The sequence below is a fragment of the Acinetobacter sp. 24-47-67 genome (assembly GCF_056779735.1).
Map to the genome: position 1 here is coordinate 306,982 of NZ_JBWYIK010000001.1, position 25,934 is coordinate 332,915.

The window sequence follows — 25,934 nt, forward strand, 5'->3', positions numbered from 1 at the left end:
ATTTATCTCTTTGTGTTGGCTGTGGTGTGGTTTCTCAAGCTTTTCATTTCATGAGAGTTAGGGTTTTGCAAGCGTGACCAACTGTAAGCAATTTCTTTTTTAACCATCTCAATAGTCACTTCACCATTGGCACCAATTGACTGTCTAGCCTCATAGCCCGGTGGTGTAATAATATTGATGTTTGGTTGATTCCCTTTTGCATGGGAAAGATACTGCTTTAAATCAGCATTCGTTCGCTTATCAACAACGCGCTCGCCTTTATCTAAAAGCCAAGTACCTTCCCTTGGCACATTGTCAATACCATCGTGAGCCATGCCTGCAATAGTCTGACCGGCGATTAGACCGACGTTGGCGTAACCCATTCCGAGAATTAATGATGAGTACATGGTCTTTTGAGCCATCGTTAAAGCAGTGGGGTCTGCCATTACCTGAGCGGCAGCTAAATGAGTTGAAACTAGCGCTGAACCAATGGCAAACATTTGCTGCATAAGGAACATTGCTTTATAGGCACTTGATTGCTCCCCCTCGCTATCTTTGACAAGCTGGGTCATGTCCCCCCAAACCGATGAGGCTTGAGAAAGCAAACTGCCGTACATATTCATCGTGCTTTCATATTGAGCATTTTGAAGTGAATCAACCTGCTCGAGATACTCAGCATCGATCGCAGCCAGCCCTTCACGATAAGCCCTATGCGCTTCAGTTAAAGCTTGATATCGCTCATCATCAGAGCCATAAGCATCGCTTGACATGATGTCGCGTTCGACACCTACACGCTGATTTTTAAGACCTAGTTGCGCCTCCGATCTGTTACGATCCAAAGCCCAGCGTTGATATTCAAGAGATGACATTGAACTGCGAGCAAACACATCTTCAGAGTCGTAACTCAATTCTTTGATTGAGTCTTCAATCGTTTGGCGCATTTCGAGCGCATGCCATTGAGCTTTTCTAAGTTCAATAGCGTATTGCTCATCTAGCGATTGGAGTTTTTGTTCGCGTTGCTTTTTGGTTAAACTTGCATCAGCTTTGATTTCTTGTTCTTTGATATTGAAACTTAAGCGAAGCTTTTGTTCTTCGTTGTAACGATGGTTAGTTAAATCCCAAGCAAACTGCATCTCTGCAAGTTTTTTGCCCTGCTCGTATTGAGCTTTAGCCAGTGGGATATACTGCTCCATTCGGTTTTGCGTAAGTCGTGATATCTCTAAATCAAGATCCTGCTTAAGCTTATCTTCACCAGTAGAATAATCATAAAAAATTCGCTTTTGCTCTTCGAGCATGCGGTTATGCTCTGTCAAAGCTTTGGTGTTTTCTCTGCTTGCTTTCGCTGCCTTGTTCTGTTTATCGATCCACTCATCAGAACCTTTTATCACCCCATTTTGGCCTGATTGAAGTTCTGCCATGGCTTTTACAGCTTTATTGGTTGCATCACCATAAATATTCTCAATCGCAGCAGCCACATCCTCGGCGACCTTTTTATTATCAGCCGCTGCCATAGATACGCCGCTATTTTCTGCTCCCATAGTTGCAGATGTAATGAGTGCAGACTTAAATAGCTTAATACCAGGAAATTTATTAAGCCAATTACCCTCTTGAGCTGCTAAATCAACATTCTTCTTTGCGTTTACAGCATCAAAACTAAGACCAGCTATTGCGTTTGAAATCATTTTAATTGTGGCATACACACCCATGCCAACTACAGCAACACCTTTAAACACCTCACCTAAAGTTTCACCAGCGTCTGCCATCATATTTGTTTCAACGGTAGCATCGGACATTGCACCACCAACAGAAACTATCGCTGGCATTAAACCTTGTATGAATTGATTTTTAGCACCTTGCACTTGCAGGCTTAATAAATCCATTTGAACACGTAATTCATTCGCCTTAGCAATTGCATGTTCGTCCATGATTGCACCAGCGCGTTCAGCTGCGTCAGCCCAATATTTAAATCCCTCTCCACCATTTCGCAGTAATGGAATTAGGTTGGTAGTATCAGAAGCCATGCTTTCTAAATAGAAAGACATTTGCTGCTGTGTAACTCCAGCCTCTTCCAATTTGTCTACATACAATTGAAGCGCTTGAGGTCCTGATAGGTTTTGCATTTCAAGCGCGAGTTGTCTTGCGCCTTTAGCCGACCCCTCTGTCTTAATTGCAATTTGCTCAAAGAAATCAACCGCACCACCTGAACCTATTGTGATGAATTCGCCTAATTTTTCATTAAAGTCTTTTAATTGATCTGATAGTTTTTCTTGGCTAATTCCTACTGTATTTGCACCAACTGCTAATTTTTGAAATTCTTCGTTTCCAGCCTTAGCAATTTGGGCAAATGTTTGAACTTCTCTTGCTGCATTTGAGTATTCATTTGCCATGGCGAAAACCCCAGCACCTACTGCTGCAGCACCCGCAACAGCAACTGCACCATAGGTATTGATATGTTTTCGCATATTATCAAAGCTTAGTTTGACCTGCTTTTCACCCTCTTTTATTGGACCTGTAAAGTTACCAATTTTAGCAACCAAGTCTAGAGTTAATGTTCCAAGTTTGGTGCTCATAAAAACCTCAGGCAATAAAAAAGCGCCTTATTAGGCGCTTAGATGTTTTTTATTTAAATTAGTCATTCCATTCCAGGTTGGTTACATCGAAAGTGAATTGCTTCCGTCCTTCTCTATAAAATGGAACTTCTATAATTAGTTTCTTACTGTTTTTTAGCTGTGAGATGATTTCTAACTCAGTTTTGTCGTACTGAACAAATAACGTATCTGAAGAGTGGTTATCAGGTTCTGACATCGTTATAGATTTAACTGGCTTATCATCAAATTTGAAAGCAACCTCACAACCACGGACAGAACAAAGAATTTGACCCTTGGTTACACTCACTATCACATCTATCTCATCACCCTTTTTACGGAGAGTCAAAATTAAACTTGAACCACCATTGTACGGGAAATCGAAATCTACAGAATTGGTGCTGACAGTTGATGCAAACTTAGTTACAAGGTTGCGCATATCATCTTTTGAGGTTTTATAGAGCCAATTTTCAGACAATTCCTTCATGTCTACATTTTCACTAGAATGCTCAGAAGTGTTTTGGGATTTACTAATAGGTTGAGTCGATTCTTTACCACTTTCAACAACCCACATCACAGCAAAACAAATAACTGCAATTAAAAATAACCATGTAACCCGGCTCGTCGGTTTTGGTTGTTTAAAACCACATGCTGGACAAGATTCCGCTTTATCACTTACAGGACTTCCACATTCCTTGCACGGCTTAATCCCCATAATCCCCTCGTCTTTATAATTAAATTAAATCTTAAGATATTAATTTATGAGCAAAAAAGAAACCAATCTAAATTGATTTCTTTTTATTTAACGCTTTAATTCGCTCTTCTTCAAACGATGTCTCAGGGATAGTTTCGTGAATCATAAAGACACGGTCATCATCAACCCACTTATCTTCAGGTAACTTAGAATTAATGTATCTTGCAAAAAGTCGACCAATTTCCTGTTCGAGCCTCCGAGGTAAGGATATTGAACCAAATTTTAAGCAATATGCCCTCCAAATCTTGAGCTCAGCTAAACTTATGTTCTTTTTTGCTTCCGCGATGGTTTTACCGCCGATTCCGTTGATGACGAGTTCACAGTAGAATTCATCGACATCATCGAGATCCAATGCTTTCCCGAGAAATTAATCACTTCATCTGAAACGACAAACATTGCATTTTTGATTTCATTGTTGACTAAGCCTAAATCAGCAATCTCATTGAAAAACTTTTTTTCTTTCGTTTCGTAAACCGAATTAAAGATTAGTGCATCACGAAACTGATGATTTGTTGGTGTTTGCCCTTCAGGTAAACTTAAAACATTCGTGATATTTTCCAGTTCATCTGCTGATAGGACTTTAATTAAGACCTCACCTTCAAATTCTTTTTCATCAACATCACGAAATTTAATTGTTTTTTCTACAAAACTCCCAACACCAATGATCTTTTTGGTAGTTTCTAAATTAAGTTTAGCCATTATTAAGCCACCTTAAATTCGTCAGTTACTTCGGTTTGACGCTTGAATGGTAATGTGTGGTTTACCAAAGCATCAGGATCAAATACAGCAGAGTTTTTACGAATAATTGCACTTGCATAAGACCAAGAGCGAGTTTCAGGCAGTGTTACTGTGTTGCCCGTTAGTTCAGGCTCACCCACACCATCCGACCAACCCACATAAATTCCGATTAACTCTTTGTTTGCAGCTAAATCCAATACCGTTAAATGTGTTGCATTTTTCGGATCTGTGTTGATTACAAGATTGCCCTCACCTGGTGTAGTGAGTCCGTAATCGTTTGTTTTGGTTGTTGGTTCATCGAGACATGTATTATCAATTTCAGTTGCAGAGTCATCACCCCAAGCAATTGATTTAATACACATGATGCGTGTAAGTGTTGGAACTGTACCGTGTAGAATCCACACATGAGTACCTTGTGAAAGAACGCCTTTTTTCGCCATGAGTAGCTACTCCTCAATATTTTGGCAATAAAAAACCGCCGAGTGGCGGTCTATGTTGAAAAATTAAATTTATAAATCTGATATTGGTTTTAGGTGGTCAAGAATAAATAGGTCTGAGCCTGAAACAGCTACCCATCTCGTAAAAGCCCAGTATTCATAGTCATCACCATTTTTGCGCAAATAGTAAATTTGCCCTGTTAGTGATTTAAAATAATCACTGTAAAATTGAGTACCCTCGGGAACTGAATTTTCAAACATATGGAACCCCCAAAACTCTGATTTCCACAAGCGCTGATACGTTTACAGCTACCATTGCTGCTAGTAATCCAGCACTATTTGCACCCTTTGTTCTAAATCTAAAACCAGTATTTGTGACAGATCCTTGAAAGATTGAAGCCCATGCTGCATTACCAGCAGCGGTACCGGTTTCTTGGGTGTGAGCTGTCAATTGAATAGATACAATTTCTGCAAAGTTACACTGTGGAAATGATGCATCCGCCCACCCATCTGAATCTGTTTGAATGCGATGAACCCACTCTTCAAGATTTTCTCTTGGAGTTGTTTCTTCACCCACCCATATACGACGCGGAACTAATTGTGATTTTTTGGCGTAAGTAAGATCTACATAGCTCTGATAATCTGTTAGGTCTGCAATCAGACTATCTACTAGGCTTTTATTGGCTTTTAGTAAATTAATATTGACGATTTCATTCTGAATAAGCGTTAACTCATAATTCAGATCATCAAGAGTTACATAATCACCTAGTGTTTCGATTAGATTGTCAATACGTCGTGATAGCTGATTTAAAACTTCTGGATCTGCGTCTTGGCCATCTGCACCCTTAAGTGAATTAAGCCAATCATTAACAGAGCCTACAAACCCATCATCAACAGCTAGTTGGTATGCTGATTTACCATCTAATCCCGATTCACCCTGATCACCCTTATCCCCTTTTGGGCCTTGGGGACCTGCGGGACCACTCTCCCCTTGTGGGCCTTGAACACCTTGCTCACCTTGCTCACCTTGGTCGCCTTTATCTCCATTTTCACCTTTCGGCCCGCGTGGCCCCATTTCACCTTGAAGTCCTTGCGGTCCTTGTGGCCCAGATTCCCCCTGTGGACCTTGCTCACCCTGTACCCCCTGTTCGCCTTGAGGACCCTGCGGACCAATGGGCCCAATTTCTCCGGGTTCACCTTTAGGACCAGGAGGACCTTGAAAGCATGAAGCCATCAGTTCAACCTTAACATCGTGTGACTTAACCTCTACAGCCTCATCACATGTTTCAGCATCAATGTTTTCAGAGTCTGTATAGGCTTGATGCATTAGCTGGCACCTTGAGTAATTTTAAGTGTTGCGTTTCTTTCTTCGGGTAAATAAAGCACGTCGCCATTTGAGAAAGTGATTTTTATGTCCCACTTATAATCCCCAACAGGGATTGTGGATGTATCGCCAGTGTCGACAATAATCTGACCAGGTTGCTCACCTTTAACAATATTGAATTCAGCAACACGGATGAACTCTTCATCCACAACTGCACTTTCAAATTGTGTGTCTTCATCAAATAATAAGGGTTCGCCTTTTAGAGTCGCCCAAACATTGAAAGTGCGCTTTACACCCTGTTTAAATGATTTATCCATGACTCTTCCAAAGAAAAACCACCCGAAGGTGGCTTATTAACGATCTAACCAATAATTCATATCCCAACCCCGACCATACAGATTAGTTTCTTCGTCATGGTTATCAGGATGTGCGCCTTCGTAATAAAAACCTGCTGTATTTAAAATTTTAGATGCTTTAAGTCTGATTTCTTCGGCTTTTCTGGCATCAGTATGCCATACAACAAATTGTGTTCTAGAGTTTTCATTTGTAGCACCACAGTCCAATTGATTTTCAGGTGTTGACCTCATTCCACTCCAAACCAGGTACGGCGCCCGCGTACCTTTTGGTGCGACGGTTGGATACATTCGATCACCAAGTATTGCAACCAATTCAGCATCTGCACTCAGTGTTTTATAAATCGGCACAATATTCATGGTTTCATCAACTCTTTTTTAATTTCAGCATTAAATACTTCTGAAAATTTATTGGTAACTTGCTGAATATTGTTTGCTAAAGCTGGTCGCATGAATGGAACAGGTGTGTGGTTTGCTGTTGGGAATTCTAAGAATCGCCAATGGCGAGTATCCCCACCACTCAGTTTTGGTACATTTCTATTTGAAAATGACGCACCACCACGAACCCCAACTCGCATTACTATCTCGTTTGGATTTCGAGAGCGACCACCCTGTGTGGCAATGTTTTTCCAGATTTTTTCTTGTGTTTCAGGATCATCAATCGCTTTTGCATTGCTTCTTGCTGCATCACGAACTAAATTCATGCCCTGACGTGCTGACTTACGAGTGATACGCTTGATAGTGGTCTGACTTTTTGCCTTATCAAACCTGCGTTTCAACTCTTCCATACCCTCAATTTTGAGATCAAAAGACATTTAGCCTCCTGGGAATTTTTCCACATCAGTTGAAAGCAGAAAGGTTACATAAGTGTAAGAGTCACCATTGTCATCAAGCGATGGGCTATCAATTGCGTATGTCTGACCTTTGTGTACGACACGCATACCAGTTTCTATATCTTCTCGATAACGCAACTTAATGCGAGCAACAATCTTTGATTGACTGGCTTGAGCTGCAATCAACTTATCGCCCGAAAGATGGGTGACTTTAGCAAAAAGTTTTTTGTGTAATTGCCAACTGCCTTGAATTGGATATCCATCCTCATCACGCCCACCTTGGACATACTTTTGGATCGTTACACGGTGTCTGAGTTCAGATGCTCTTTGTGACATAAGACACCTATATCGCAGTAGGTTTACGGAACGGGTAAAGCAAACTCACAACAGGCTGTGGCAAATAATTCCCATTGATCGGAGTTTCTTTTTCTGCGTTTCGATGCTGATCGAAATAACCAAGTAAGATTAAAACTGCTGTTTTAAATTGCTTTGGGTACTGACAATCTGCAAATTCATCTGTGACATAACTAAGTACCGCAGATTCAGCAGCCTCAATGTACGCTTCTATAAGTGAGTCACTATCATCATCGTCATATCGCAGATGAAGCTTAGCTTCTGTAAGAGTTATGATTTTAGACATTACTCACCCCAAATTTTCTGAACCAGCTTAAAGCTTTCATGGCTAAACTCACCCTGATGGTCCTTCTCACAATGCCAAAGTGACCCATTTTTAGTCACAAATTCACCAACACAATATTGCTTGTCAGATTTAAAAACTCCCTGATAAAGTGATTTTGATGATGTATTTGTTGGCTCATTTTTTCCAAACGGATCGTCCTTTTGATCACGTTTGGATAAGGCTTCAAGTGAGAAGTTTTGTTGTTGCATATAAACTGTATTGCCACCTTCTAATGGCTTATAACCAAGCTTTCTACGTGCTTCATTAGGTGTAAGAATTGCAGATCCAACACCTTCTTTCAGGCGATTCATTTGACTAGTTGAATCCATACGAATAAGAACTTCGATATCAAAGAATGCTTCAACACCATAAGATTTAAGATTTAACTCTTCATCAAATAGGTTCTCGCGTGACTCAACATAGCTCTGCAAACAGTCAGAAAAATAGGTTTCATTCCGATCAGAGATTTTTACTGCAGCATTCGCATCGACTAATCCAATTTTATCCGGATGAACATTGAAGGCGACACACACTGTTCGAGCCGAGGTATTTAACTGCTCCATCATTTGCGCTTCCGCAGCACTTATAGCAATTGGTTGGTATTTCAAATCATCGCCAAGTACCGCAGTTTTCCCAATGTTTTGACCTGAATAATTGGCGTTCCATGCTTCACCTATCGCCTTTGCTTTTTCAGCAGAAATTGCACCTGGTGCAGTCAAAATACCACTTGGACGACTCATGTTTCCAAAGAATCGGCTTGAATTTCGTTGAATATTTAATCCTGTGGATGCTGATAACCCGCACGCCATCATTGGAGATAAGCCAATTAGGGGATGGTAAAAACAGTTTATCCGGTCATGAATAATTTCTGACGCTGGCAAAACGACTGAGCCTGTTTGATTTAACTTGTCATCGCCTAGTTGGTAGAAAACATTGCCAAAATCATCAACCAATGGCTTTACTTGATCAGGATTTAATACAACAAGTCGAAACACATTACCGAAAGCGTCACGCTGTTTTAAAACGTATGTATTGCCCCGTAACAGCAGTGATGATGTCCAGAACTCATTGAACTGTTGCCAAGTTTGGTATTTGTTGGGCTTCTTTAGAAAGGAAAGTTGCTCAGGGATTTCTACGTCCACCAAAACACCATCTTCTTTCTTTTTTAGCAATAATGGCATCTTGCCAATGTCTTTTGAAATCAGGCTTACACAAGCAAATACAGCATAAAATGCCGTCATATCCTCTCGTTTAAGCTCATCATTCTTCTGCCAAGCACCAGAATAAGGTTCATGAACAAATAAAGAAGTCCACCCTTGGTTTGAATGGACTCCTTGGAGGGATTTCTTTTTGCTAAATAAATTTCCGAAAAAGCCCATTCTTTACATCCTATTCTTTGGTTTTATCTTCTTTTTTCACTTTTGGTGCTGTTTTTTTTGGCTCAACATAGGCTTCTGCCACGCCAATCTTAATTAAGACATTCGCAGCCATATCAGGAACATCTTTAATATCCCCCACCAGTGAATCGTGCGTGTCTTTTAAATACTTAATTTTCATAGACTGTTCTCATAGCTAAACAATTGTGATGCTTAGATATAAAAACAGCCCCGATTAAGGAGCTGTTTTGACCTAAATTAAATTAGGCGTATTGAATGAAACTTGCTGCAATTGGACGACGTTTAGCCCATGAGACGAAACGCTCAGCACGAATTGCAAACTTGTTTTCTTGCCATAGGTTATGAGTTACAGAGCCGTCAATAAGTGTTGCTTGATCGCTGTATGCAATATCAACTTGACCAGCATCAGCCATTAATATTTCTGATGTTTTAACAAGAATAATTACATTACCTACGTTTTCAGATTCAATAACAGGAATACCATTCAGTGTTTTTTGGTTTAAACCAGCATCCATGCCTTTGAAGTAAGTATTACCCAAGGTATCACGCAGATCTGCGATTTCCGATGCACGAACCTCACTCATCAAATAGTAAGCACCACCAAGTGATAAATTATTACCCAAGAACTGAGCGCGTAACGCTCGAAGATCTGTTGCAACTGCTTCAGCTGTCAAACCAGTCGAAGCAATTGGGGTTACACCATTCAAGAGACCAGCAGGTTTTTTTGTTGTGCCAGCAGAAGCACTCAAGAATTCGGCATCTGTAAATTGAGCAGATGATGCAACAAGATCGTCGCGAATTAATACATCTACCGCTGGATCACTACCTTCAAGTAATTCGAGCGTATAAACAACAATTGCAGCTGATTTATGCTTGCCAACTTTTACGTCTGCAAATGTTGGGTTCGTTAAGGGTTTAGCCTCACCCTCACCAACCCATGATGTCATTGAACCTGTTGCTTGCGCAGGAATTTCAACATTAAAAGGAACTTTGCGGAAATTGAGCTTATCAAGCACAGTGTTAGCTCGTAACAGCTCAACATATTCTCCAACTAGGCGGTTGGTTTGTACTAATGGAGAAGCAAAGCCAGCGTCTGTTGTTGTGCCTAACGTTGCTTTTTCAATTAAAGCAACAACTTCGGGTGGCTCACCCAATCCTTTTGCAATATCAACAGGCGAGGTAATAATGCCTTGTTTAGCATTTATCGAGGCAATCATTTTGCATTTTACAAACTTTGCAAAACCTACACCTTTTTCCAAATTGCTATGAACTTCAATTTTTGGTTGTGCATGATGTGGATTGCCTTCCGCTGTTGCTTTTGCTTCTGCTTCATTTTGACCAGCAACAGGGGTTAAAGTCGGAGTTGCTTTTTCGACATCGGCGATTAATTTTTCAATACGACCAGCTTCTTTTTCAAGTTGCTCAACTTCTTTTTCCAAAGCTTCATATTGTGTATTTTGCTCAGCATTCAAGGTTAAACCTTTTTCGTGAGCTGCTTGGTGTAAAGCTTGCATTGCTTTTTGTTTGTCAGCGATGGTTGCTTTAACTTTCGCTAATTGTGCTTTTAACATAGCGGAATACTTCCTTCATTTAAATTAACTAATTGGATTGGCTTAACGCCTTTGGTTTCTTCTGCCACATCGCTGACAGGTAGATCTTCATCTTTTTTGGTTGGCGGAACCACACCAAGCGCGGTGTCTTTCTGCTCAAAAGATTTAGAAATTGATTTGATTTCGGTTATGGATGCTTCGGCATTAGCAGGAATTGTTACAGCTGAAAGTTCAAACCATTCCCATTCTTTAAAATGCAAACCCCAAGATCGTGGAATATCTTCAACTGTTAAGCCGCGGAACCCGATAGATAAGCCTTTCACCAAGCCTGATTTAATAGATTGCCAAGCTTCATCAATGCGGTCTTTTAACTTCCCAACTTCATCGATCTTTGCGATCTGAACAGTTACCTCGATACCTTTGTCTGTCACCACTGCGTCAATAACCTCGCCAATCGGTTGTGAATGCATGTGCTGCCAAAGAAAAGGAATCGGTAATGCGAACTTTGCGCCTTGTGGATCAACAATATCGTCCGCACGATCTGGACTAGGTGTTGAAGCAATGCCTTTAATGATTCGCTGCTCATCATCAAATGATTTAACTTGAAGCAAGCTGTAAGCCTTTTTCATGCAGGCTTTCTCCTAAAATGAAAAAAACCTCCATAAAGGAGGTTGTTAAATTGAATGTTTTATACAAAATAGACGTTGTATTCTTTTTCTGCTTGCTCTGGATTCATACTCATAAGTGCCACGGCGTTAAATGTGGCTATCAATGGGTCGATCTTTCCAACACCTGATTCTTGTTTGCTAATCATCATGCCGTTACCTTTCACAACAGCACGCGCATTGCCAACACACCAAGTCATTAAACCTTGCCCTGCGTGGTAAAGATTGCCTTCTGCAAGCTTTCGCTCAGCCGTCATGATGTAACCCATCAATTTAAAGCCTTGCGGTACAGCGGTTAGTTTGTCTTCAGGAATTCCAGCATCAAGCAAGCCATCTAGCAGACCACCCAAACCAAGAGGATCTAGTCCAATTTTGTCGAGCTTTCCAGAGTCAAAGCACTTCTTTGCGATTGCTGCGAGCTGATCAATATCATCGCCAATACGTTCAACAATTGTCAGACTACCCTCACGCTCGTAATCCGCATATTTAGGAGCGTTCTCTTTGCGTCTTTCAACAGCAGTTTTATTGCACCAAGCATGATTCCATAACCACCATTTTCGGCTTTTGTTATGTCGTCCCAAAACAGCAAATCCAAGCAAATCATCAAGACCACCACCATCAATCCCGCAGGTGATAATGTCTGACTGCTCAATCAGCTTATCCAAAGTGAATTGCTCTGATTGTTGCAACCAATATTCAGCACCAGCCCAGCGGTTTGCGCGGAGGTTTAAGCCGATTGGCACATTTAAGTGTTTTGCAAGAAAGTCACGTAGTGATTCTTCGCCAGCTTCTTTTACCTTATTGAATTCGGAAACCAAGTAATCTATATCAACGGAAGCACCCAAGTTTGGATTAGTAATATAGAAGTTGTCGGGTTTTAAGTGCTCACCATCCTCAAGCATCTGATTTGGAAATTCATAAACCAAAGGTAAGAATTGCTTATCCTCTTTCACACCATCGCGCACATCGCGAGCATAGTCGAGTAATTGCTTAAATACCCCACATGGTTGCTCATCTGACATCGTAGACAAGTAAATTACACAGCCTTCAGGACGTGATGCTAAACCACCTTTTGCTTCACGAAACATTGATTCAGCAGTAGCTCGTTTACCAAAGAGCCAGATTTCATCAAAAAGAATAATTGAGGCTTTCTTACCAGCGGCAGCATTACTTTCTGCAGCAATCACTTTAAGACTTGCGCCAGTACCCAGGTGAGTCACTGTTTTTGTGTGCTCGGAGATATTAAGCATTTCGCTTAACTTCACATCCCCATCCTCACCACCATCGTCAGCCTTTATAAAGTCTCGAATAGGGTTAAATGAGTTATCAGCAACTTCTTTTGTTGGCGCTAAAATAATTAATTCAGCAGAGAAGCGTTCATTGAGAAGCAATGCAACAAGCATGATGCCTGCAGCTATTGTCGACTTGGTGTTTTTTTTTGATATTAGTAGAAAGAATTCACGAATTAAACGTTTTTTCTGTACTGGATCATATGCACCAAAGATTGCACGAACAAATTCAATCACCCACGGCAATGTAACTTCGCCCATCTTCGGACTACCCATCACATCAACAAGAATTAATTCTTTAAATATTCGTTCTGCAACGTCTGCCACTTCTGGAAAGAGTGGAGCGCAAGGCATTAATGATTGCTTATTTACAATCTTTTCCTCCCAGTCTGGGCAGGAAGTTGTCCATTCTGGGAGCATTGCTGTCATATTTTTTCCAAGAGCTTATTTGACTTGAATGATTACCAATGGAACACGATTGCGACGCGATATTTCTTGCTCCATCTCGCTTGGGTGCTCACTATGCAAAGCAAGCATTGATTCTGCTATTTGCTCATCAGAATCATGCCCTAAACTCCAAGATGTTCCAGATCCACGGATATTATTTTTTATATCTAAAATAGTGTAATAACCACGACCAAATAATTTGGTGCAACAAATAACATATGGGTGACGGACGCATTTAACCTCAAACCATATATTTTCGTTATCAAATTTAATTTTCTGCCCAACTTTTACGGCTTTTGGATCAATCATGCGAATCTCTCTTAGCTCCTCAACTGTGAACCCAGTGTTCCAAACCTTCCACCTTGAGTAGCTTTCTTAGCCTCATCAGCTTTAGTCTCTTTCTTGCCCTTGTCGGCAACTTTGCCGTGAACATACGGGAGCGCTGCACGTGCTGCATTAACTCGAAGCATCATTTCATTACCGCCATTCTTCATGACATTAATTAGAAATTCGAGTGGGTCATCAGACGTAAACTCATCTTCAAGTGGGTCGTCATCTTCATGACTTGATGTATTTTGAGCTTTAACTTTTGGTTTTTCAGAAGTTAAACTTTTACCCTCTTTATCTGCCTTTAACTTTTCAATATAAACACAGACTTCAGGGTCTTTTCTTAGTTTTGAGCCTGCTTGGGATGCTGTTTTTTCCGCATAACCTGCTGAAATTGCTGCATCTTTATTGGTCATACCGTCAACCACGGCATGAGCAAATTTTCTCATTTTTTCGCTTAGTGCCATGATTAACCTTTTAACTTTTCACTTTAACTTTTTAACTTTTCGCTTTAACTTTTACTGAAAAGGGAAATTTTTTTATAAATGAGTTAGGGCGCGGTGTCCGCTGGCTTTGGGCTTCAAACTTTTTGACTCCCCCCACCGTCCTCAGCTTTAACAATCACATACCCATGTTTTAAAAATGTTTGAACAATATCATTTATAACTATCTCATCAATAAATCCCTGAACATCTCTAGTTACGTGTGCAAGATCACTTTTGAGCTCTTTAAATTCTTCCGTTCTTCCTAAATGAAACCAATTAACCTCATGTAATGCTCTACTCACTGCCGACTCTCCATCTGTGTCTTCTTCTTATGACAAGGCACACACAACGATTGAAGATTAGCTTCATCATCTGTACCACCCTTGGCCACATTCACGATGTGATCCAGCTCTAGTTGTGTTGTAACGTGACCACACTGGCAACATGTCCACTGATCTCGTAAGTGAATCTTCTGCTTGAGTCTGCGCCATGGTCTACCACCACGACCTTTACCCCAACTTTGCTTGATTGGCTCCGAGGGCTTCTTAGGTGTGATCGCTTGCAGTTTGGTTTGTAGTCTTGGGAGTTTCATTAGTGATTACCTTTTCAAGCAATGCATCAATCTGCACTTGATTAACAGGCCACACTTCAATAATAGCTTTCCACGGCTTATCAACCTCAGCCACAAGCGTAACCTTATGCACACCTTCTAATTTGTCACCATTATCAAGAAGCACTTGGGTACCTTGAGCAATGTGCGCACCATGCTTCCGTTTGTTTTCAGATGGAATAATTGAAACCACTTTAGGCATAATCGTCATCCAAATTACCATTGAGAGACATAGGTTCATCACCACCAGCAACATCAAACCGATCAATCAACTGATTATTCTGATCCACGATCTGAGCCATTAGTTTGTTCTGTTCGCACATCGCTTTCGTTAGTTCGCTCATCGCTTCCAGTGTCTTGACCAGTAAGTCGCTTGATGCACAACTGCATTCTTTCTTTTGCTCGCTCATAAGTTTTTCTCATCATTTCACGGCGCTCTTCACAACCCTTACATGTCATTCTTATCCACCAGCTCAACATGAATCTCGTTTAGCAAATTCTTATATGGCTCATCTACTGTGTTTATTGGGTAGAACACCAATTCAATATCTTTAATGGTTTCGTTTGTTTCGGCTTCAAATGTATGGATTACGCTTGTTATGGCTTTGTGTAAATCACGTTTGAGTTGGTCGATATGATTTTGATCTCTCATCTTACTCACCCTTACAACGAGCATTAAAAAACCACCCGAAGGTGGTCTTATTTGATTTGAGCTTCTATTTTCTTCTTGGTTTTTATCTACAATCTTCCGAGTCGGGATTCTAAGCAGCTCAATTGTTTCTTTACTAAATTCTAATGGCATAGCTAATCCTCGGGGTATACATAATCACGTATAGCAACCGGAATACTTATTTGCTCAATTTGTCTCTCGATATTTACCCTTTCAATCGTGATATGTGTAGTATTTTCGTCCCAAGGCTCATCTTTAGTTACTCTCAAAAGCCTTAGATCTCTGTCTGACAGCCATAAATAAGGCTCATCCATTCTTACTACATATACTGGGCAATTAAATATAGTAGAAACCGGATTGTTTTGCGGTTGTATTTTAGGAATTAAATGGGGATCACGAAGTAAATATTCATAGGTTTCCCAATTAATAAAAAGCTCTACTGGCTTATTACGATAATTTTTCGGATAATCCACAAATGCATTGTTTATGTCTTGATACATCTCTCCAACCTTTTCTGTTTATTTTTAATGAATAGCATACATCAAGTCATCAGGGGTGTTTAAATAACATCCCTTGCTTAAACAGAAAGTATGGATATCGTTTAGGTACTCAGTGAATTGATCCACTGTTGCATCGGTGGTGCTTATCAACTCATTCAATCCATCTGCCACAGCTTGGTATTGCGGATGCTTTTGTTCTTTTAAAACTTTGACTGCAGCGAAAGTCTGTCTGTATTGAGACACTTCATCACGATCATAGATCCGTGCTAAGAATTTTTTCTTGAAATACAAATGCTCTGTATCTTTATCAGTGCCTTGGTGTTTAGCCCATTGTGAAAGCCACATCCAGTAAATACGGTTCTGCGCCTTACTTCGATCATCTTCTTTCTGATTAATGCGAACGACTAATGGTTTGCCCTGATCAATTGCTTGGGTATGCCATGCATTTAGAAAGCCGATAGTTTTGGTTATGTTTTGATGTGAGTCGATGATGAATGTAGCTTCGAGTTTCTGATTCATCAAAACACCTCTTCACCCTTACTCATCATCACTTCTGTCTTAACCAACCATTGCTCAAATAGCTTTTCAGATTGCTCTCTATTTCCAAGCTTAAATTGATCAAATTTACTATGGCATGAATAGCAAAGCGGAATGGTATATGCGTCTGAACTTTTAATCCCTCTGCCCTTACCATGCTTGGAACTATTTGAATGAGCAGCTTGGCTATGTGGATTACCGCAACGGATGCATGGCAGCTTTCTGATTGCTGCTAATCGCTTTGAGTCACGCATACAATGCTTCACGCAAATTCTTAATGCGACCCTTAAGCTTGATCATGATGCCATCAATTGCCAGTAGCTCATTTCGTGTCAATCCCGATCTACTGAGGTTCTGATACTTAGACAGCTCAGCACAGCAGAATTCTAAATCTTTTTTCGCCTGTACTTTGTCTGTCATGTAATCACCAGTAGGAAAAGAAAAACCCCTCAACATCTAGAATGCGAGGGGGCTTGAGAATGCTTCTAATATTAAAAATTAGCTAAAACTTAGTATTTCTATATTTTTTAATTCAAATTGCTTTTTTTGAGGATTATATTTTTCATGGACGATTATATCAGCCTTGATCTTTCTCTTACCGTAAGAGTGTAGCTGAGCAGGATCTATATTTTCACCAAGTATAAAATTTACTCTTTTATCGTGGATATCAGGAACCAATCCTGCCCACCCCCTTGTCTTGTTATCTTGGTCTGAGGCATATACCCATGCATCAACATTTGAATATTTTTTTTCACGCTCATCTTGAACAGGTGGCTTATAGTTATCTGGAACATTATCGACAAAATTATCGTCAAATTTAACCTGCTCTAATTGCACATCCTTACTATCAACTGTGATTTCAGCACCTTTTTCTAACTTTGCCGGCTGAACAAAATCAATAGCATTTTTTGCAATCTGTTTTTGAGGCAAAGCATCTATTACTTCTTTAACTTCGTCACCTGTCAAAATCATTGTGCCGTTTGAATTCATAATGCCATTATTCACAACTACTACGGATGGCTTGGTTGGCTCCGATGAGCCCCCTAAAGCATTCATAACAGCTATTGTTGCGCCCACTGAAAGAATAGCGGTAGCGCCTGCAACAACGAGACTTTTCACTACACTATTGTCCTTAGCTATTTCTTTTAAACACTGCTTAGCATCATTCCCAAGTTTTTCTACTTTGGAGTAATTTGCTTCACCTAATGTTTGCTTAAGAAGGAATTTTAAATCTAAGCTTCCGCTCTCTAAGTGCTCAATAAAAATTTCAGAATTAGTAACTTTTATCCCTGGATATGCTTTCTCAATAAACTGAGGCGTTTTAAGCAAAGTATTTTCGATTGCTTTCAAGCTATTGATAACAAAATCAATTGGAATGTAATTTTTATTTGAATAGTAAACATGATATTCGGTTTCAACGATAATTTCTTCAGCAACCACTTCTTACCCCCAAAATGTAAAATTTTAGGTTTTATATCATAAATCAAATCATTATTCTTGCTTCAATAATGAACAAATTAATATTTCAAATAGAAAAAGAAAACCCCACTCAGCTATTTAGTTGAGTAGGGCATGTGCCGTAATACGTTCGGCAAAAATGCCACCGAAGTGGCGAGGGTTCATTTAACCTCTTTCAAACAATCTCGGCACACTTTTATTTGATCACCATCAATCGTGTAATCAATTTCAGTAGCACCATGAAAGCCTAAAATACAAAGCAATTTACGGAGCATGTGGTTCTCCCTGTGTAAGCTGATTTGCTGTGAATTCAACTCTCATCTAATTAAAATAATTTAATTACACTACTGTTCCTCAAGCCATCTTTTTGCTTGATACAGGTCCTCATAGATTTCTATAGAGTAAAAAATTTGTTGTTTTGCTAATTCAGGAGTATTTCTAAGTGGATCTTTAATATTCACTCTTTTATGGATAATTTCCTGTGAAATCAGACTCCTTAAAGCTAAAGGATCATAAATCCCAATGAATGGGTTACCGGAGTCAATATCTCCAAATGTCCGAATGTGGTCAAGTTGATGCTGAAGAGTTTTATTGAGTTGTGTTCTAATTTTTTGGTTAAGTTCAGGATGGTTTAATACTCCTTCATTCCTGATGTCACAAATTACGTCATAAAACTTTATTCTGCTTTCAAAAATATTTGATCCGTCATCCCAAAATCCTGTGGGTGTAAATGCCAGCTCTAATCGCATTTTGAAGTATTCAATTTGTAAGGCTTCAAGTAGCTTCTCTGACTTATTATTTAATTCTTTCAGTCTAAAAATAGTACCACCCAAGGATACTTCACTTATTCTATCTATAAACAAGAGCATAAATACGAAAATTGCCCCACCCAATACCAAAGTGACAAAATTTTGAGGTTCGATATATTCGTTTAATAGTAAGCAGAACGATAAGCCAGCATTCAAAGCAAATATTAAAATTGCAATAACAACCAACCAACCGCTTGATATTTTTTTCATTTAAACTCTTATTTAAGTTAAAAGTCAGCTAAATCATAACATGCAACAAAAAAGCCCACCATTTGGCGAGCTTTATTTAAACATGGTCTGAAACTGCGTAATACGACCAGTATAGTTTTACTATACCATTCCAAGGAAAATTTTCCTAGAACTATTTTCACATTTCTTTAAAGGTATTTTTCTTATACTTCTTGATCGCCTCAGATGCTCCATTTATAGCAGTTTCAATCGCAATAACCATCAATTTCTCATATTGCTCCCAAGTGCATTCATAAGCCTTAAGAGACATTTGATGATCGCCAATGCCCATGTAATACATACACCCATATTTCGTATATGCATTTTCAAGTCTTGGGTTCATTGCAAAATCCAATACCTTTCGAGCCATTAACCATGCCAGGTGATACATTGCAATTCCCTGTGGCTCGCGCTTCTTATCTGCTTGCGCATTAGTGAGCATTATCTTCGCTAGATGATTTCTAATGTACTCATAGTCTGATTTAGCTAAATCCCCATAAATAATCAAACTCGTCACCGACTTCTCTAATTGAGTATCCATACTCGCAATAGCACCAAGGCGATCTTGATAATCTAAAGGCTTTTCTGCAGTTCCTCGAACAGTAGGCTCATAATTTGCAGTTTTAGCTGTAATGCCTTTAGCCAGCCATTCAAATGGTTCAAATTTTTCAATCGCTAAATCAATATTAATTGTGCTCATCCCCATCCCCTTAAATCTTTTTAACCAATACTTTTAATAATCCATTTTGCTGAACTGGCAGACGTTCGACTACCAGCTTTTCAACCTGCCTATCGTCCAAAATCAATCCGCATTTCGATAAGGAATCAAAGATTGGCTTCACTATGTTGTCTATATCCCTTACTTTTGCATCAGGTGGCGCAAATTGGATGTTTACCACCACTTTCCCATCGTACCTACACGGATTAATAAATCGCTCCATAACAGCCTTAAAATGCAGTGCACGCTTACTTAATCTTTTCTTGGCTCTTCCTGAATCTAACCAATAATTATTTACCGATGGTGGGATAATCTCGATCTCACACATAAGTAAGTCATCTTCAAATAATCCATCACTTGCAAAACCTTTAACCATATGAGCTGGTATTTTTGGCGCTGGATCAGGATTACGTTTCTTCTTGGGTGTAGCTTTTGCCACACCTTGAAGCCTTCTGTATTGAGAGGTGGTCATTCGTTCAGTCACTCTTTCTCCCACTCCTTACGATCTCGAATATGTCCCTCAAGAACCGCTTTGGAGATTTTTATCTTCTTGATCTCGATGTCAAAATTACCTTTATCAATCTGACTTTTTGACAACCTCTTAACCAATTCAGACTCTCCTGGTGAAAAGTAAGCAACATCACCCCAACCAACTGAGAAAATCCCTCTAGTTTTAAAACACTCAACCTTTTCAGCATCTTCAAATTTTTGGCGCAATTCGCGACATTCAGATTCAATGAATCGAACATCATCAAGACTTAGGTTTTCAAAACGAACACTACTAATTTCCATCAAAGCTCTGAGATCAACACCGCCATTCTGAAAACATGCATTTAATTTGTCTGAAAATTTCATAACTCACCTCGCAGGGTTTTCTTGATCTCACCAATGCAATATCGAATCGCAAAAACACGCTCCGATTTTCCAAACTTCTTGTTTTGCTCCAATGCAAATTCAAGATGACTGATAAGCCGACTCGCTGCGTTTCTCAACTTATCGTTTTCAATCTTTGCGTTATGTAATTCTTGAGCAAGTCGATCAACCTCTAAAATTGCTTGTTCTCTGGTGAGTTCTTGGTCCGCAAAACACTCACCACCTACATGGCAATATCCGTCAGCGCCACAATAAGGACTTCCACCCTTACAGCGCATCACAGCATTAGCCCAAACATTGTGGTTTTTGCTTAGCAAGTCATGTTCACAAGGTATTTTTATTGCTTTCATGACCCACCTCGCAAAACATCACCCAATTCACCGATTAACTGCTCCATATCATCACGAAATGTTTGATCACCCCAATCTTTAAGCATTTGCAAAGCTTTGGCTGTTCGACCCTCCAACACCGCCTTTTCCGCTTTAAGCTGATCGATTTGCTCTTGACGAGCGTTCCAACCCTTTGTATGCCATTCTTGGGTTATAGCTACACGCTCATCCTTGGTTATATATTTAACTGTCTGCCATGCTTGATAAGTCATCTGCACTGGCAACACTCGGTATACATCGCCATCTTTAGCAAACAATCCATCACCATGAATGAATCGCATATTGGTGTAGAAGTCTTGGTTCATGAACCATTTTTCAAAATCAGAATTCACCCTCTCCACCCCTCAACTTCTCCAAAACCTACATAATTTCGCTCATCTTCCGCTTTCAGCAATTCAAACTCAGCGTGAATAGCATCCCATTCCTGTTTTAATGATTCATGAGTTTCACCAGAATCTAGATTTGCAGAGCCGTTTAATTTGTCTCTTAATGTTTTTAGATCGTTCATGCAGCTACCCTCTTATATCCTTGCTTCAAAATTCCCTTTTTAACTGCCCACTCAACACAAACTACACATCGACATGAACGCTTATTAAATTGATGTCCAGTGCCATGCTTAATTTTCACTACTCTGTTATTAAACTGAGATTGTTCGTTTCTATTAGCACTATCCAATTGCTTAATTTGACCACCATTATTTAAAAACTCGGCCATTTGAGCCTCAAGCTCCGCTCTAAGCTTCTCTTTATTCGCGCCTGCTAACGACAAACCCATTGCTTGGCTTCTGTTGATAGCATCTCTTAATTCTTCATTTGTCATGCTGCCACCCCAACTTCATGCATTGATCTGATTCGATTTTTGTTTTTAACTTTTCCTGGTCTGTATCGAACGTTGTAACAACACTTGCAAGCCGATTCATAGCGCTTGACCTTTTCACCACTAGCCAACTTCACATTTCGATGCCACCAAAACTCATCATCCAAAGGCCAGTATTCTTGACATTCAATACAAAGCTTTTCGCGACCTAACTCTGTTTCGATATATTTGGGTTTTTTATTCACGCCGCACCCCCAACACTCTTTCTGCGCTGCTCTACCATTTCCCCAAGAGTCATTTCCCAATTTCTAACCGCTTGTGGTAGTGGTTTTTTCTCTAAAGCAAGACAAGCCTTGTATTGCTCCATGTTGTCAAATGGGTCGATATGTACCTGCTCTACCGTCTCCCATGGTTGGATTTCCTTGTGTTCATCTTGCATCTTGTTCACATTGCGCTTGATGTGTGGTGCAAGTTTCGCTAAAGCCTCTTGAGCTGTAGTCCTATATCGCTCCGCATCACACTTAATTTCTTGAGTGGTTTGTTTGTGCTCTAGCAAGTTTTTAGCTTCAGGTGCTGGTAAAAACCCATCAACTTCTGCTTGTTTAATCGCTGCAATCGCCTGGTCTTTATCTGTACCGAGTGAAGTGACATAAATCGGCTTCAATCCCTGATCTTTAGCTTGTGTTACAAGTCGGTCGTACGCATCACAAAATATTTTTTTTGCTTCTGCGCGTTGATACTTATCACCAGTCTTTACAAGGTCTTCGCAGCGACTAAACGCTTGAGCCATTTGCTCAGTCCAAATCACTGTTAATTCCTGACCATCAAAGCCAATCGACTTTTCAGCAATCGCCCATGCTTCATGTGAACCTAACCAGTCGTCGGTCTTTGGTTCGCACCATGCACGAAATTCAGGAATGGTTGGGCAAAACGTAGATTTCTGCATACGCAAGTAACCGCGTTTAAAATCCTCTTGAGTTAAGCCTTGCAAGCACTCAACCATCGCATCCGCAATTTCTACTGCTGGGATATCACCCCATTGCTCAGCATATTTTTTCCCATAGAACGCCTTCATCTTGTTCATTAGGCGAGCCGCGTGTTCAATTGTAAAAATACTCATTGCTCATGCTCCCAAGTGATTGCATACGAATGGTCTGGGTTTACATCAATGGCTTGCTCTTGACGCTCTGTTCCAATGCCGTACTGAGCAAAGAAGGCATCATGGTTATTCAGGGTTTGGCTGTTTTTTGATGCTGCTGATTGGTAGCCAGTTTGCCGATTGTTGTTCAACTTTGCCCAGTCATCGCGAATTGCTGTTTTGAAAGCAGCATCCCAATTCAGGTACTTGTACCCATTGGCTTCACACTTGGCAGTGAAATACTCAAGATGTTGCTCAAGGTGTTTGTAGTTTTTTTCCTGCGCCCAAGTTCGGACTTGATCACTGATTGCGAAGTTTTTAGGAATTGAGGTTTTTACTTTTCCAGATTCACGTTTTTTGGCAGTAGGTTTAGTTTGTTTTTCACCCTCTGTTTTTTGCTCGGTTTTTTCGTGTGCGGATACACTATCTGATACTTCATGGTAGTTATTGGTAGTTAATGGATGTTTGTGTGACTCTGCGTCACTACTTTGTGCGCTTAAAGTCACTACTTCATGCATTAAAGTCACTACTTCCATGTCGTCAAAGTCACTACTTGTTTTTCTTAGGTGGTGACTCTGCGTCATTGCTTTGGTGATATTTTCAACAACAAATTTGTATTTTGAATTGCTTCCTCTTGCTCTTTTTGCCAACAAAAAACCAAGTTTTTCGAGCTGCTTGATGTGGTGACTAACAACACGGTTTGACAACCCAGTGTCATCCATTAATGTTTGGATTGTTGGGTAGCAGATGCCTGTTTCAAAATCAGCATAGGTAGCCAAGGTTAAAGCAACATGCTTTGTAGTTGAGTGCATCTTGATTGAGCGAATGCTGGTGACGTAATTAAACTTTTTTTCCGACATGGCTTTTCGCTCATTTTTTGGAAAACGAACAACCTCACCTTGTGGGTATGATGGTTCATGTGCTAAATTTGTGTTCATTCAATGCCCTCTAAGTTTTGAATACAAAAGCCTGATCCACGAAATCAGGCTTTTTCTTTGTCTATATCCCCGTTAATCCCTTCCGATCCCTCATAGAATTGAACCTCAGTGCTTAAGTCCCGCAATAAAGCTGCTACTCCCAAGCGCTCAAAGGATTTTGCTTGTAAATTAAGGACATGCCATTCACCAGCAATTTCCTTTTCCAGGAGATAAGCAAGGTATTGAGCTAAGTCCTTACCTTTAATATTTGAGAGAACCTTTGCACGCTCATGGTTTTCGGGAGACAAGCGAACATGTGTAGATTTCTTTTCAAGACTCATAAATTCACCTATGCAACTTCTTTGCTGTGTTTGATTGGCTGCTTGCCAGCAGCTAAATCTCGAATTTGGTATTCACGTGCTAATGGGATTTTGTTGTTAGGCCACTGGTAAACAGCAGAAGGTTCAATTCCTAGCAAGCCCGCTAGTTCAACGCCATTAACCCCAAGCAACTTGTATGCTTCTTGTTTGGTCATTGGTATCTACCCAATAAAGTAAGATTTCTTATTATTTAATCAAAGAAAACTTATAAAAGCAATATGTAAGATTACTTATATGGAAAAAACAACTATTGGTCAGCGCATACGTGCGCTTAGACGTTCGAAAAAATTAACTCAAGTGCAATTAGCAAAGATTGCTGGAGTGAGTTCGCCTGCTGTAACTGAGTGGGAAAAAGATAGCTATTTGCCTAAAGCGGGATCATTAGAGGCGATGGCAAATCATTTTGGGGTAACAACTGAATACATACTGACTGGCAAAGGCGATCCTAGTGCCACACAAAAAGAGCAATCTAACGTGGCTCCTGTGGCTCCACGCATGGCCCCTGTCTTGTCATGGGTTCAGGCAGGTACGATGACCAATGTCGAATCTGTTGACATGTCCCAGGTGGAAGAGTGGCTGCCAATTCCAGATGGTGATTGTGAGAAGTGTTTTTACCTGAAAGTTCAAGGCTTGAGTAATTACCCAGAGTTCCATGAAGGTGATTACATTCTTGTGGATCCGACCCTGCCATTTGGTGACATGAACTCAGGCGATATTATTGTTGTTAGAAAGTTTGATGATGCAACTTTTAAGCGGTTGGTGATTGAACCAGATGGTACTAAATACCTGCAAGCAATCAATCCTGAATTTAAACCAAATATCATTCCACTTGATCAAGATTGTGAATTTGTTGGCGAGGTAGTGGATTGTATTCGCTATGTTTATCGGGCTAAGAAGAAGCCGCGCAAGAGCTAAGAATTAAGGCCGCTAGTCATGCGGCTTGGCAACGAGAGGAAAAGTGCGGCGACACCCAATGTCGAGCTGATATCAAACATATAATGAAACTATGAACGCAGATTGATACTATATGAATAAACCTGAAGATGATGTGGTTGGGGAAATGGCTGAGCGATTTTATGTAATCTATGATGGATGGGCGTTAGAGCATCATTTGATGGATGTTCGTGACCTTGCGCCAGCGATGATTGCTGTAAATGATCTGCTATCAAATGCCAATAAGGCTTTAAATGGGGACAAAGCTGATCTTAATTTAAAAGTGAACGCCTCATTTAGGGCGGGCAGTTTTGGTATGGAGTTGCATACAGTTGTGCATTTTCTTAGCCAAATTCGAGATATGTTTGCTAGCGATAATGCATCTGCGATCTCTAATGCCTGGACTATTCTTGAAATTGTTGGTTTTGTTGGTGGTGCTGGTCTTATTGGCTTGATTAGATTCCTGAAAGGCAAAAAGCCCACCAAAATCATTGATGAAGATGGCCGCCTTAAAGTGTATCTCAATGAAACTGAATACTATGAGACTGATGGCAAGGTAGTAAAGCTTTATAAAAACCGAACTATTGTCAGCGATCTCAACAAGATGCTGGAACCCTTAGAAAAGGATGGAATTGATTCATTCTTTGTGTCCAGAACTGGCGATAAAAAGGATGCTGATCTAGCAATCGATGAGTCTGAGTTAACCTACTTTGAATATCAAGAAATTGAAAATGATTTGAGTGAAAATATCACCGAGACATTCGTGCAAATCGAGGCTGCTGTTTTTAAAGATAATAATAAATGGAAATTTGATAATGGTGGCTCACCAATCAACGCGGCTATTCTTGATGAGGAGTTTTTAAGAAAAATTGATGCTGGTGAGTTAAGGTTTGGGAAGGGTGATCTTCTGAAGGTTAAATTAAAAACCATACAAACCTTCGCTCATGGAAAATTAAAAACTGAGTTTCAGGTTATCGAAGTTCTTGAGCACAAGATTGTTAAGCAAGGACACTTAGAGTTTTAAGAAAAAATATCTAACTACAACCCACCCTGTGTGGGTTTTCTTTTGTCTATTAAATCATAAAAAATAAGTTTTCTAAAAATAAAACTAACATT

The 25,934-nt window shown here is 40.0% G+C and carries 41 protein-coding genes; 2 read left to right on the forward strand and 39 right to left on the reverse strand.

The window, feature by feature from the left end; genetic code table 11:
• Positions 1 to 2: 2 nt before the first annotated feature.
• From AC1M9K_RS01535 to AC1M9K_RS01725, 39 genes are all read right to left on the reverse strand, one after another.
• Positions 3 to 2,549 (reverse strand): hypothetical protein, encoded by a 2,547-nt coding sequence (locus AC1M9K_RS01535; protein WP_481588283.1) that lies wholly within the window; start codon positions 2,547 to 2,549, stop codon positions 3 to 5.
• A gap of 58 nt (positions 2,550 to 2,607) precedes the next feature.
• Entirely contained in the window at positions 2,608 to 3,279 is a 672-nt protein-coding gene (locus AC1M9K_RS01540) for a zinc ribbon domain-containing protein (protein WP_481588284.1), read from the reverse strand.
• Between the two features lie 300 nt (positions 3,280 to 3,579).
• The gene (locus tag AC1M9K_RS01545; protein ID WP_481588285.1) at positions 3,580 to 4,017 is read right to left on the reverse strand and encodes a hypothetical protein; all 438 of its coding nucleotides are present in this window, start codon (positions 4,015 to 4,017) and stop codon (positions 3,580 to 3,582) included.
• A gap of 2 nt (positions 4,018 to 4,019) precedes the next feature.
• Positions 4,020 to 4,496, reverse strand: coding sequence for a phage tail tube protein (locus tag AC1M9K_RS01550; protein ID WP_481588286.1), 477 nt, complete (start codon positions 4,494 to 4,496; stop codon positions 4,020 to 4,022).
• Positions 4,497 to 4,746: 250 nt separating this feature from the next.
• Positions 4,747 to 5,820: a hypothetical protein gene (locus AC1M9K_RS01555; protein ID WP_481588287.1), complete on the reverse strand. Its 1,074-nt coding sequence runs from the start codon at positions 5,818 to 5,820 to the stop codon at positions 4,747 to 4,749.
• Entirely contained in the window at positions 5,820 to 6,134 is a 315-nt protein-coding gene (locus AC1M9K_RS01560; protein ID WP_481588288.1) for a hypothetical protein, read from the reverse strand. The genes AC1M9K_RS01555 and AC1M9K_RS01560 overlap by 1 nt, the downstream gene beginning before the upstream one ends.
• A 36-nt stretch (positions 6,135 to 6,170) precedes the next feature.
• Complete coding sequence (gene gp17, locus AC1M9K_RS01565; RefSeq protein WP_481588289.1) at positions 6,171 to 6,530, reverse strand: tail completion protein gp17; 360 nt, start codon at positions 6,528 to 6,530, stop codon at positions 6,171 to 6,173.
• Positions 6,527 to 6,985 carry an HK97-gp10 family putative phage morphogenesis protein gene (locus AC1M9K_RS01570; protein WP_481588290.1) on the reverse strand — a complete coding sequence of 153 codons (459 nt, stop codon included), beginning with the start codon at positions 6,983 to 6,985 and terminating at the stop codon, positions 6,527 to 6,529. Before AC1M9K_RS01570 ends, gp17 begins: the two co-directional genes overlap by 4 nt.
• Positions 6,986 to 7,339 (reverse strand): phage head closure protein, encoded by a 354-nt coding sequence (locus AC1M9K_RS01575; protein WP_481588291.1) that lies wholly within the window; start codon positions 7,337 to 7,339, stop codon positions 6,986 to 6,988.
• Between the two features lie 7 nt (positions 7,340 to 7,346).
• Positions 7,347 to 7,643 carry a head-tail connector protein gene (locus tag AC1M9K_RS01580; protein WP_481588292.1) on the reverse strand — a complete coding sequence of 99 codons (297 nt, stop codon included), beginning with the start codon at positions 7,641 to 7,643 and terminating at the stop codon, positions 7,347 to 7,349.
• Positions 7,643 to 9,061 (reverse strand): phage portal protein, encoded by a 1,419-nt coding sequence (locus tag AC1M9K_RS01585; RefSeq protein ID WP_481588293.1) that lies wholly within the window; start codon positions 9,059 to 9,061, stop codon positions 7,643 to 7,645. Before AC1M9K_RS01585 ends, AC1M9K_RS01580 begins: the two co-directional genes overlap by 1 nt.
• Positions 9,062 to 9,071: 10 nt before the next feature.
• On the reverse strand, positions 9,072 to 9,239 hold the full coding sequence (locus tag AC1M9K_RS01590) for a hypothetical protein (protein WP_481588294.1): 168 nt from the start codon (positions 9,237 to 9,239) through the stop codon (positions 9,072 to 9,074).
• An 82-nt stretch (positions 9,240 to 9,321) separates the two neighbouring features.
• A complete protein-coding gene (locus AC1M9K_RS01595) occupies positions 9,322 to 10,650 on the reverse strand; it encodes a phage major capsid protein (RefSeq protein WP_481588295.1) in 1,329 nt (442 codons plus the stop codon).
• A complete protein-coding gene (locus AC1M9K_RS01600; RefSeq protein ID WP_481588296.1) occupies positions 10,644 to 11,258 on the reverse strand; it encodes an HK97 family phage prohead protease in 615 nt (204 codons plus the stop codon). Before AC1M9K_RS01600 ends, AC1M9K_RS01595 begins: the two co-directional genes overlap by 7 nt.
• Positions 11,259 to 11,317: 59 nt before the next feature.
• Complete coding sequence (locus AC1M9K_RS01605; protein ID WP_481588297.1) at positions 11,318 to 13,012, reverse strand: terminase large subunit; 1,695 nt, start codon at positions 13,010 to 13,012, stop codon at positions 11,318 to 11,320.
• Positions 13,013 to 13,027: 15 nt separating this feature from the next.
• The gene (locus AC1M9K_RS01610; protein ID WP_481588298.1) at positions 13,028 to 13,339 is read right to left on the reverse strand and encodes a hypothetical protein; all 312 of its coding nucleotides are present in this window, start codon (positions 13,337 to 13,339) and stop codon (positions 13,028 to 13,030) included.
• 11 nt (positions 13,340 to 13,350) lie between these two features.
• A complete protein-coding gene (locus AC1M9K_RS01615) occupies positions 13,351 to 13,824 on the reverse strand; it encodes a terminase small subunit (protein WP_481588299.1) in 474 nt (157 codons plus the stop codon).
• A gap of 113 nt (positions 13,825 to 13,937) precedes the next feature.
• The gene (locus tag AC1M9K_RS01620) at positions 13,938 to 14,144 is read right to left on the reverse strand and encodes a hypothetical protein (protein ID WP_481588300.1); all 207 of its coding nucleotides are present in this window, start codon (positions 14,142 to 14,144) and stop codon (positions 13,938 to 13,940) included.
• Complete coding sequence (locus AC1M9K_RS01625; protein ID WP_481588301.1) at positions 14,141 to 14,434, reverse strand: HNH endonuclease; 294 nt, start codon at positions 14,432 to 14,434, stop codon at positions 14,141 to 14,143. Before AC1M9K_RS01625 ends, AC1M9K_RS01620 begins: the two co-directional genes overlap by 4 nt.
• Positions 14,388 to 14,654 carry a hypothetical protein gene (locus AC1M9K_RS01630; protein WP_481588302.1) on the reverse strand — a complete coding sequence of 89 codons (267 nt, stop codon included), beginning with the start codon at positions 14,652 to 14,654 and terminating at the stop codon, positions 14,388 to 14,390. The genes AC1M9K_RS01625 and AC1M9K_RS01630 overlap by 47 nt, the downstream gene beginning before the upstream one ends.
• Positions 14,647 to 14,796, reverse strand: a complete 150-nt coding sequence (locus AC1M9K_RS01635) for a hypothetical protein (RefSeq protein ID WP_481588303.1) — start codon at positions 14,794 to 14,796, stop codon at positions 14,647 to 14,649. Before AC1M9K_RS01635 ends, AC1M9K_RS01630 begins: the two co-directional genes overlap by 8 nt.
• Before the next feature lie 104 nt (positions 14,797 to 14,900).
• Positions 14,901 to 15,254: a hypothetical protein gene (locus AC1M9K_RS01640; protein WP_481588304.1), complete on the reverse strand. Its 354-nt coding sequence runs from the start codon at positions 15,252 to 15,254 to the stop codon at positions 14,901 to 14,903.
• Between the two features lie 2 nt (positions 15,255 to 15,256).
• Positions 15,257 to 15,622, reverse strand: coding sequence for a hypothetical protein (locus tag AC1M9K_RS01645; protein ID WP_481588305.1), 366 nt, complete (start codon positions 15,620 to 15,622; stop codon positions 15,257 to 15,259).
• 24 nt (positions 15,623 to 15,646) lie between these two features.
• The gene (locus tag AC1M9K_RS01650) at positions 15,647 to 16,141 is read right to left on the reverse strand and encodes a NinB/YbcN family protein (protein ID WP_481588306.1); all 495 of its coding nucleotides are present in this window, start codon (positions 16,139 to 16,141) and stop codon (positions 15,647 to 15,649) included.
• Positions 16,141 to 16,413 carry a DUF968 domain-containing protein gene (locus AC1M9K_RS01655; RefSeq protein ID WP_481588307.1) on the reverse strand — a complete coding sequence of 91 codons (273 nt, stop codon included), beginning with the start codon at positions 16,411 to 16,413 and terminating at the stop codon, positions 16,141 to 16,143. Before AC1M9K_RS01655 ends, AC1M9K_RS01650 begins: the two co-directional genes overlap by 1 nt.
• Positions 16,406 to 16,579 (reverse strand): hypothetical protein, encoded by a 174-nt coding sequence (locus AC1M9K_RS01660; protein WP_481588308.1) that lies wholly within the window; start codon positions 16,577 to 16,579, stop codon positions 16,406 to 16,408. The genes AC1M9K_RS01655 and AC1M9K_RS01660 overlap by 8 nt, the downstream gene beginning before the upstream one ends.
• Before the next feature lie 78 nt (positions 16,580 to 16,657).
• The gene (locus tag AC1M9K_RS01665; RefSeq protein ID WP_481588309.1) at positions 16,658 to 17,599 is read right to left on the reverse strand and encodes a hypothetical protein; all 942 of its coding nucleotides are present in this window, start codon (positions 17,597 to 17,599) and stop codon (positions 16,658 to 16,660) included.
• A gap of 362 nt (positions 17,600 to 17,961) precedes the next feature.
• Positions 17,962 to 18,636, reverse strand: coding sequence for a hypothetical protein (locus AC1M9K_RS01670; RefSeq protein ID WP_481588310.1), 675 nt, complete (start codon positions 18,634 to 18,636; stop codon positions 17,962 to 17,964).
• Positions 18,637 to 18,793: 157 nt separating this feature from the next.
• Complete coding sequence (locus AC1M9K_RS01675; RefSeq protein ID WP_481588311.1) at positions 18,794 to 19,354, reverse strand: hypothetical protein; 561 nt, start codon at positions 19,352 to 19,354, stop codon at positions 18,794 to 18,796.
• A 10-nt stretch (positions 19,355 to 19,364) separates the two neighbouring features.
• On the reverse strand, positions 19,365 to 19,856 hold the full coding sequence (locus AC1M9K_RS01680; RefSeq protein WP_481588312.1) for a RusA family crossover junction endodeoxyribonuclease: 492 nt from the start codon (positions 19,854 to 19,856) through the stop codon (positions 19,365 to 19,367).
• The gene (locus tag AC1M9K_RS01685; RefSeq protein ID WP_481588313.1) at positions 19,853 to 20,227 is read right to left on the reverse strand and encodes a hypothetical protein; all 375 of its coding nucleotides are present in this window, start codon (positions 20,225 to 20,227) and stop codon (positions 19,853 to 19,855) included. Before AC1M9K_RS01685 ends, AC1M9K_RS01680 begins: the two co-directional genes overlap by 4 nt.
• The gene (locus AC1M9K_RS01690) at positions 20,224 to 20,595 is read right to left on the reverse strand and encodes a hypothetical protein (protein ID WP_481588314.1); all 372 of its coding nucleotides are present in this window, start codon (positions 20,593 to 20,595) and stop codon (positions 20,224 to 20,226) included. The genes AC1M9K_RS01685 and AC1M9K_RS01690 overlap by 4 nt, the downstream gene beginning before the upstream one ends.
• On the reverse strand, positions 20,592 to 20,966 hold the full coding sequence (locus AC1M9K_RS01695; protein ID WP_481588315.1) for a hypothetical protein: 375 nt from the start codon (positions 20,964 to 20,966) through the stop codon (positions 20,592 to 20,594). Before AC1M9K_RS01695 ends, AC1M9K_RS01690 begins: the two co-directional genes overlap by 4 nt.
• A complete protein-coding gene (locus tag AC1M9K_RS01700) occupies positions 20,963 to 21,142 on the reverse strand; it encodes a hypothetical protein (protein ID WP_481588316.1) in 180 nt (59 codons plus the stop codon). Before AC1M9K_RS01700 ends, AC1M9K_RS01695 begins: the two co-directional genes overlap by 4 nt.
• Positions 21,139 to 21,453: a hypothetical protein gene (locus tag AC1M9K_RS01705; RefSeq protein WP_481588317.1), complete on the reverse strand. Its 315-nt coding sequence runs from the start codon at positions 21,451 to 21,453 to the stop codon at positions 21,139 to 21,141. Before AC1M9K_RS01705 ends, AC1M9K_RS01700 begins: the two co-directional genes overlap by 4 nt.
• Before the next feature lie 238 nt (positions 21,454 to 21,691).
• A complete protein-coding gene (locus tag AC1M9K_RS01710) occupies positions 21,692 to 22,570 on the reverse strand; it encodes a hypothetical protein (protein WP_481588318.1) in 879 nt (292 codons plus the stop codon).
• The gene (locus tag AC1M9K_RS01715) at positions 22,567 to 23,526 is read right to left on the reverse strand and encodes a helix-turn-helix domain-containing protein (RefSeq protein WP_481588319.1); all 960 of its coding nucleotides are present in this window, start codon (positions 23,524 to 23,526) and stop codon (positions 22,567 to 22,569) included. The genes AC1M9K_RS01710 and AC1M9K_RS01715 overlap by 4 nt, the downstream gene beginning before the upstream one ends.
• A 44-nt stretch (positions 23,527 to 23,570) precedes the next feature.
• Positions 23,571 to 23,846 (reverse strand): hypothetical protein, encoded by a 276-nt coding sequence (locus AC1M9K_RS01720; protein ID WP_481588320.1) that lies wholly within the window; start codon positions 23,844 to 23,846, stop codon positions 23,571 to 23,573.
• Between the two features lie 8 nt (positions 23,847 to 23,854).
• A complete protein-coding gene (locus tag AC1M9K_RS01725; RefSeq protein WP_005103769.1) occupies positions 23,855 to 24,040 on the reverse strand; it encodes a Cro/CI family transcriptional regulator in 186 nt (61 codons plus the stop codon).
• A gap of 79 nt (positions 24,041 to 24,119) precedes the next feature.
• On the opposite strand from AC1M9K_RS01725, the gene AC1M9K_RS01730 reads away from it, so the two are divergent.
• Together AC1M9K_RS01730 and AC1M9K_RS01735 are read left to right on the forward strand one after the other, a co-directional pair.
• Complete coding sequence (locus AC1M9K_RS01730) at positions 24,120 to 24,800, forward strand: LexA family protein (protein WP_481588321.1); 681 nt, start codon at positions 24,120 to 24,122, stop codon at positions 24,798 to 24,800.
• A 112-nt stretch (positions 24,801 to 24,912) separates the two neighbouring features.
• A complete protein-coding gene (locus tag AC1M9K_RS01735) occupies positions 24,913 to 25,842 on the forward strand; it encodes an LAPAL motif-containing putative phage structural protein (RefSeq protein WP_481588322.1) in 930 nt (309 codons plus the stop codon).
• Positions 25,843 to 25,934: the final 92 nt, after the last annotated feature.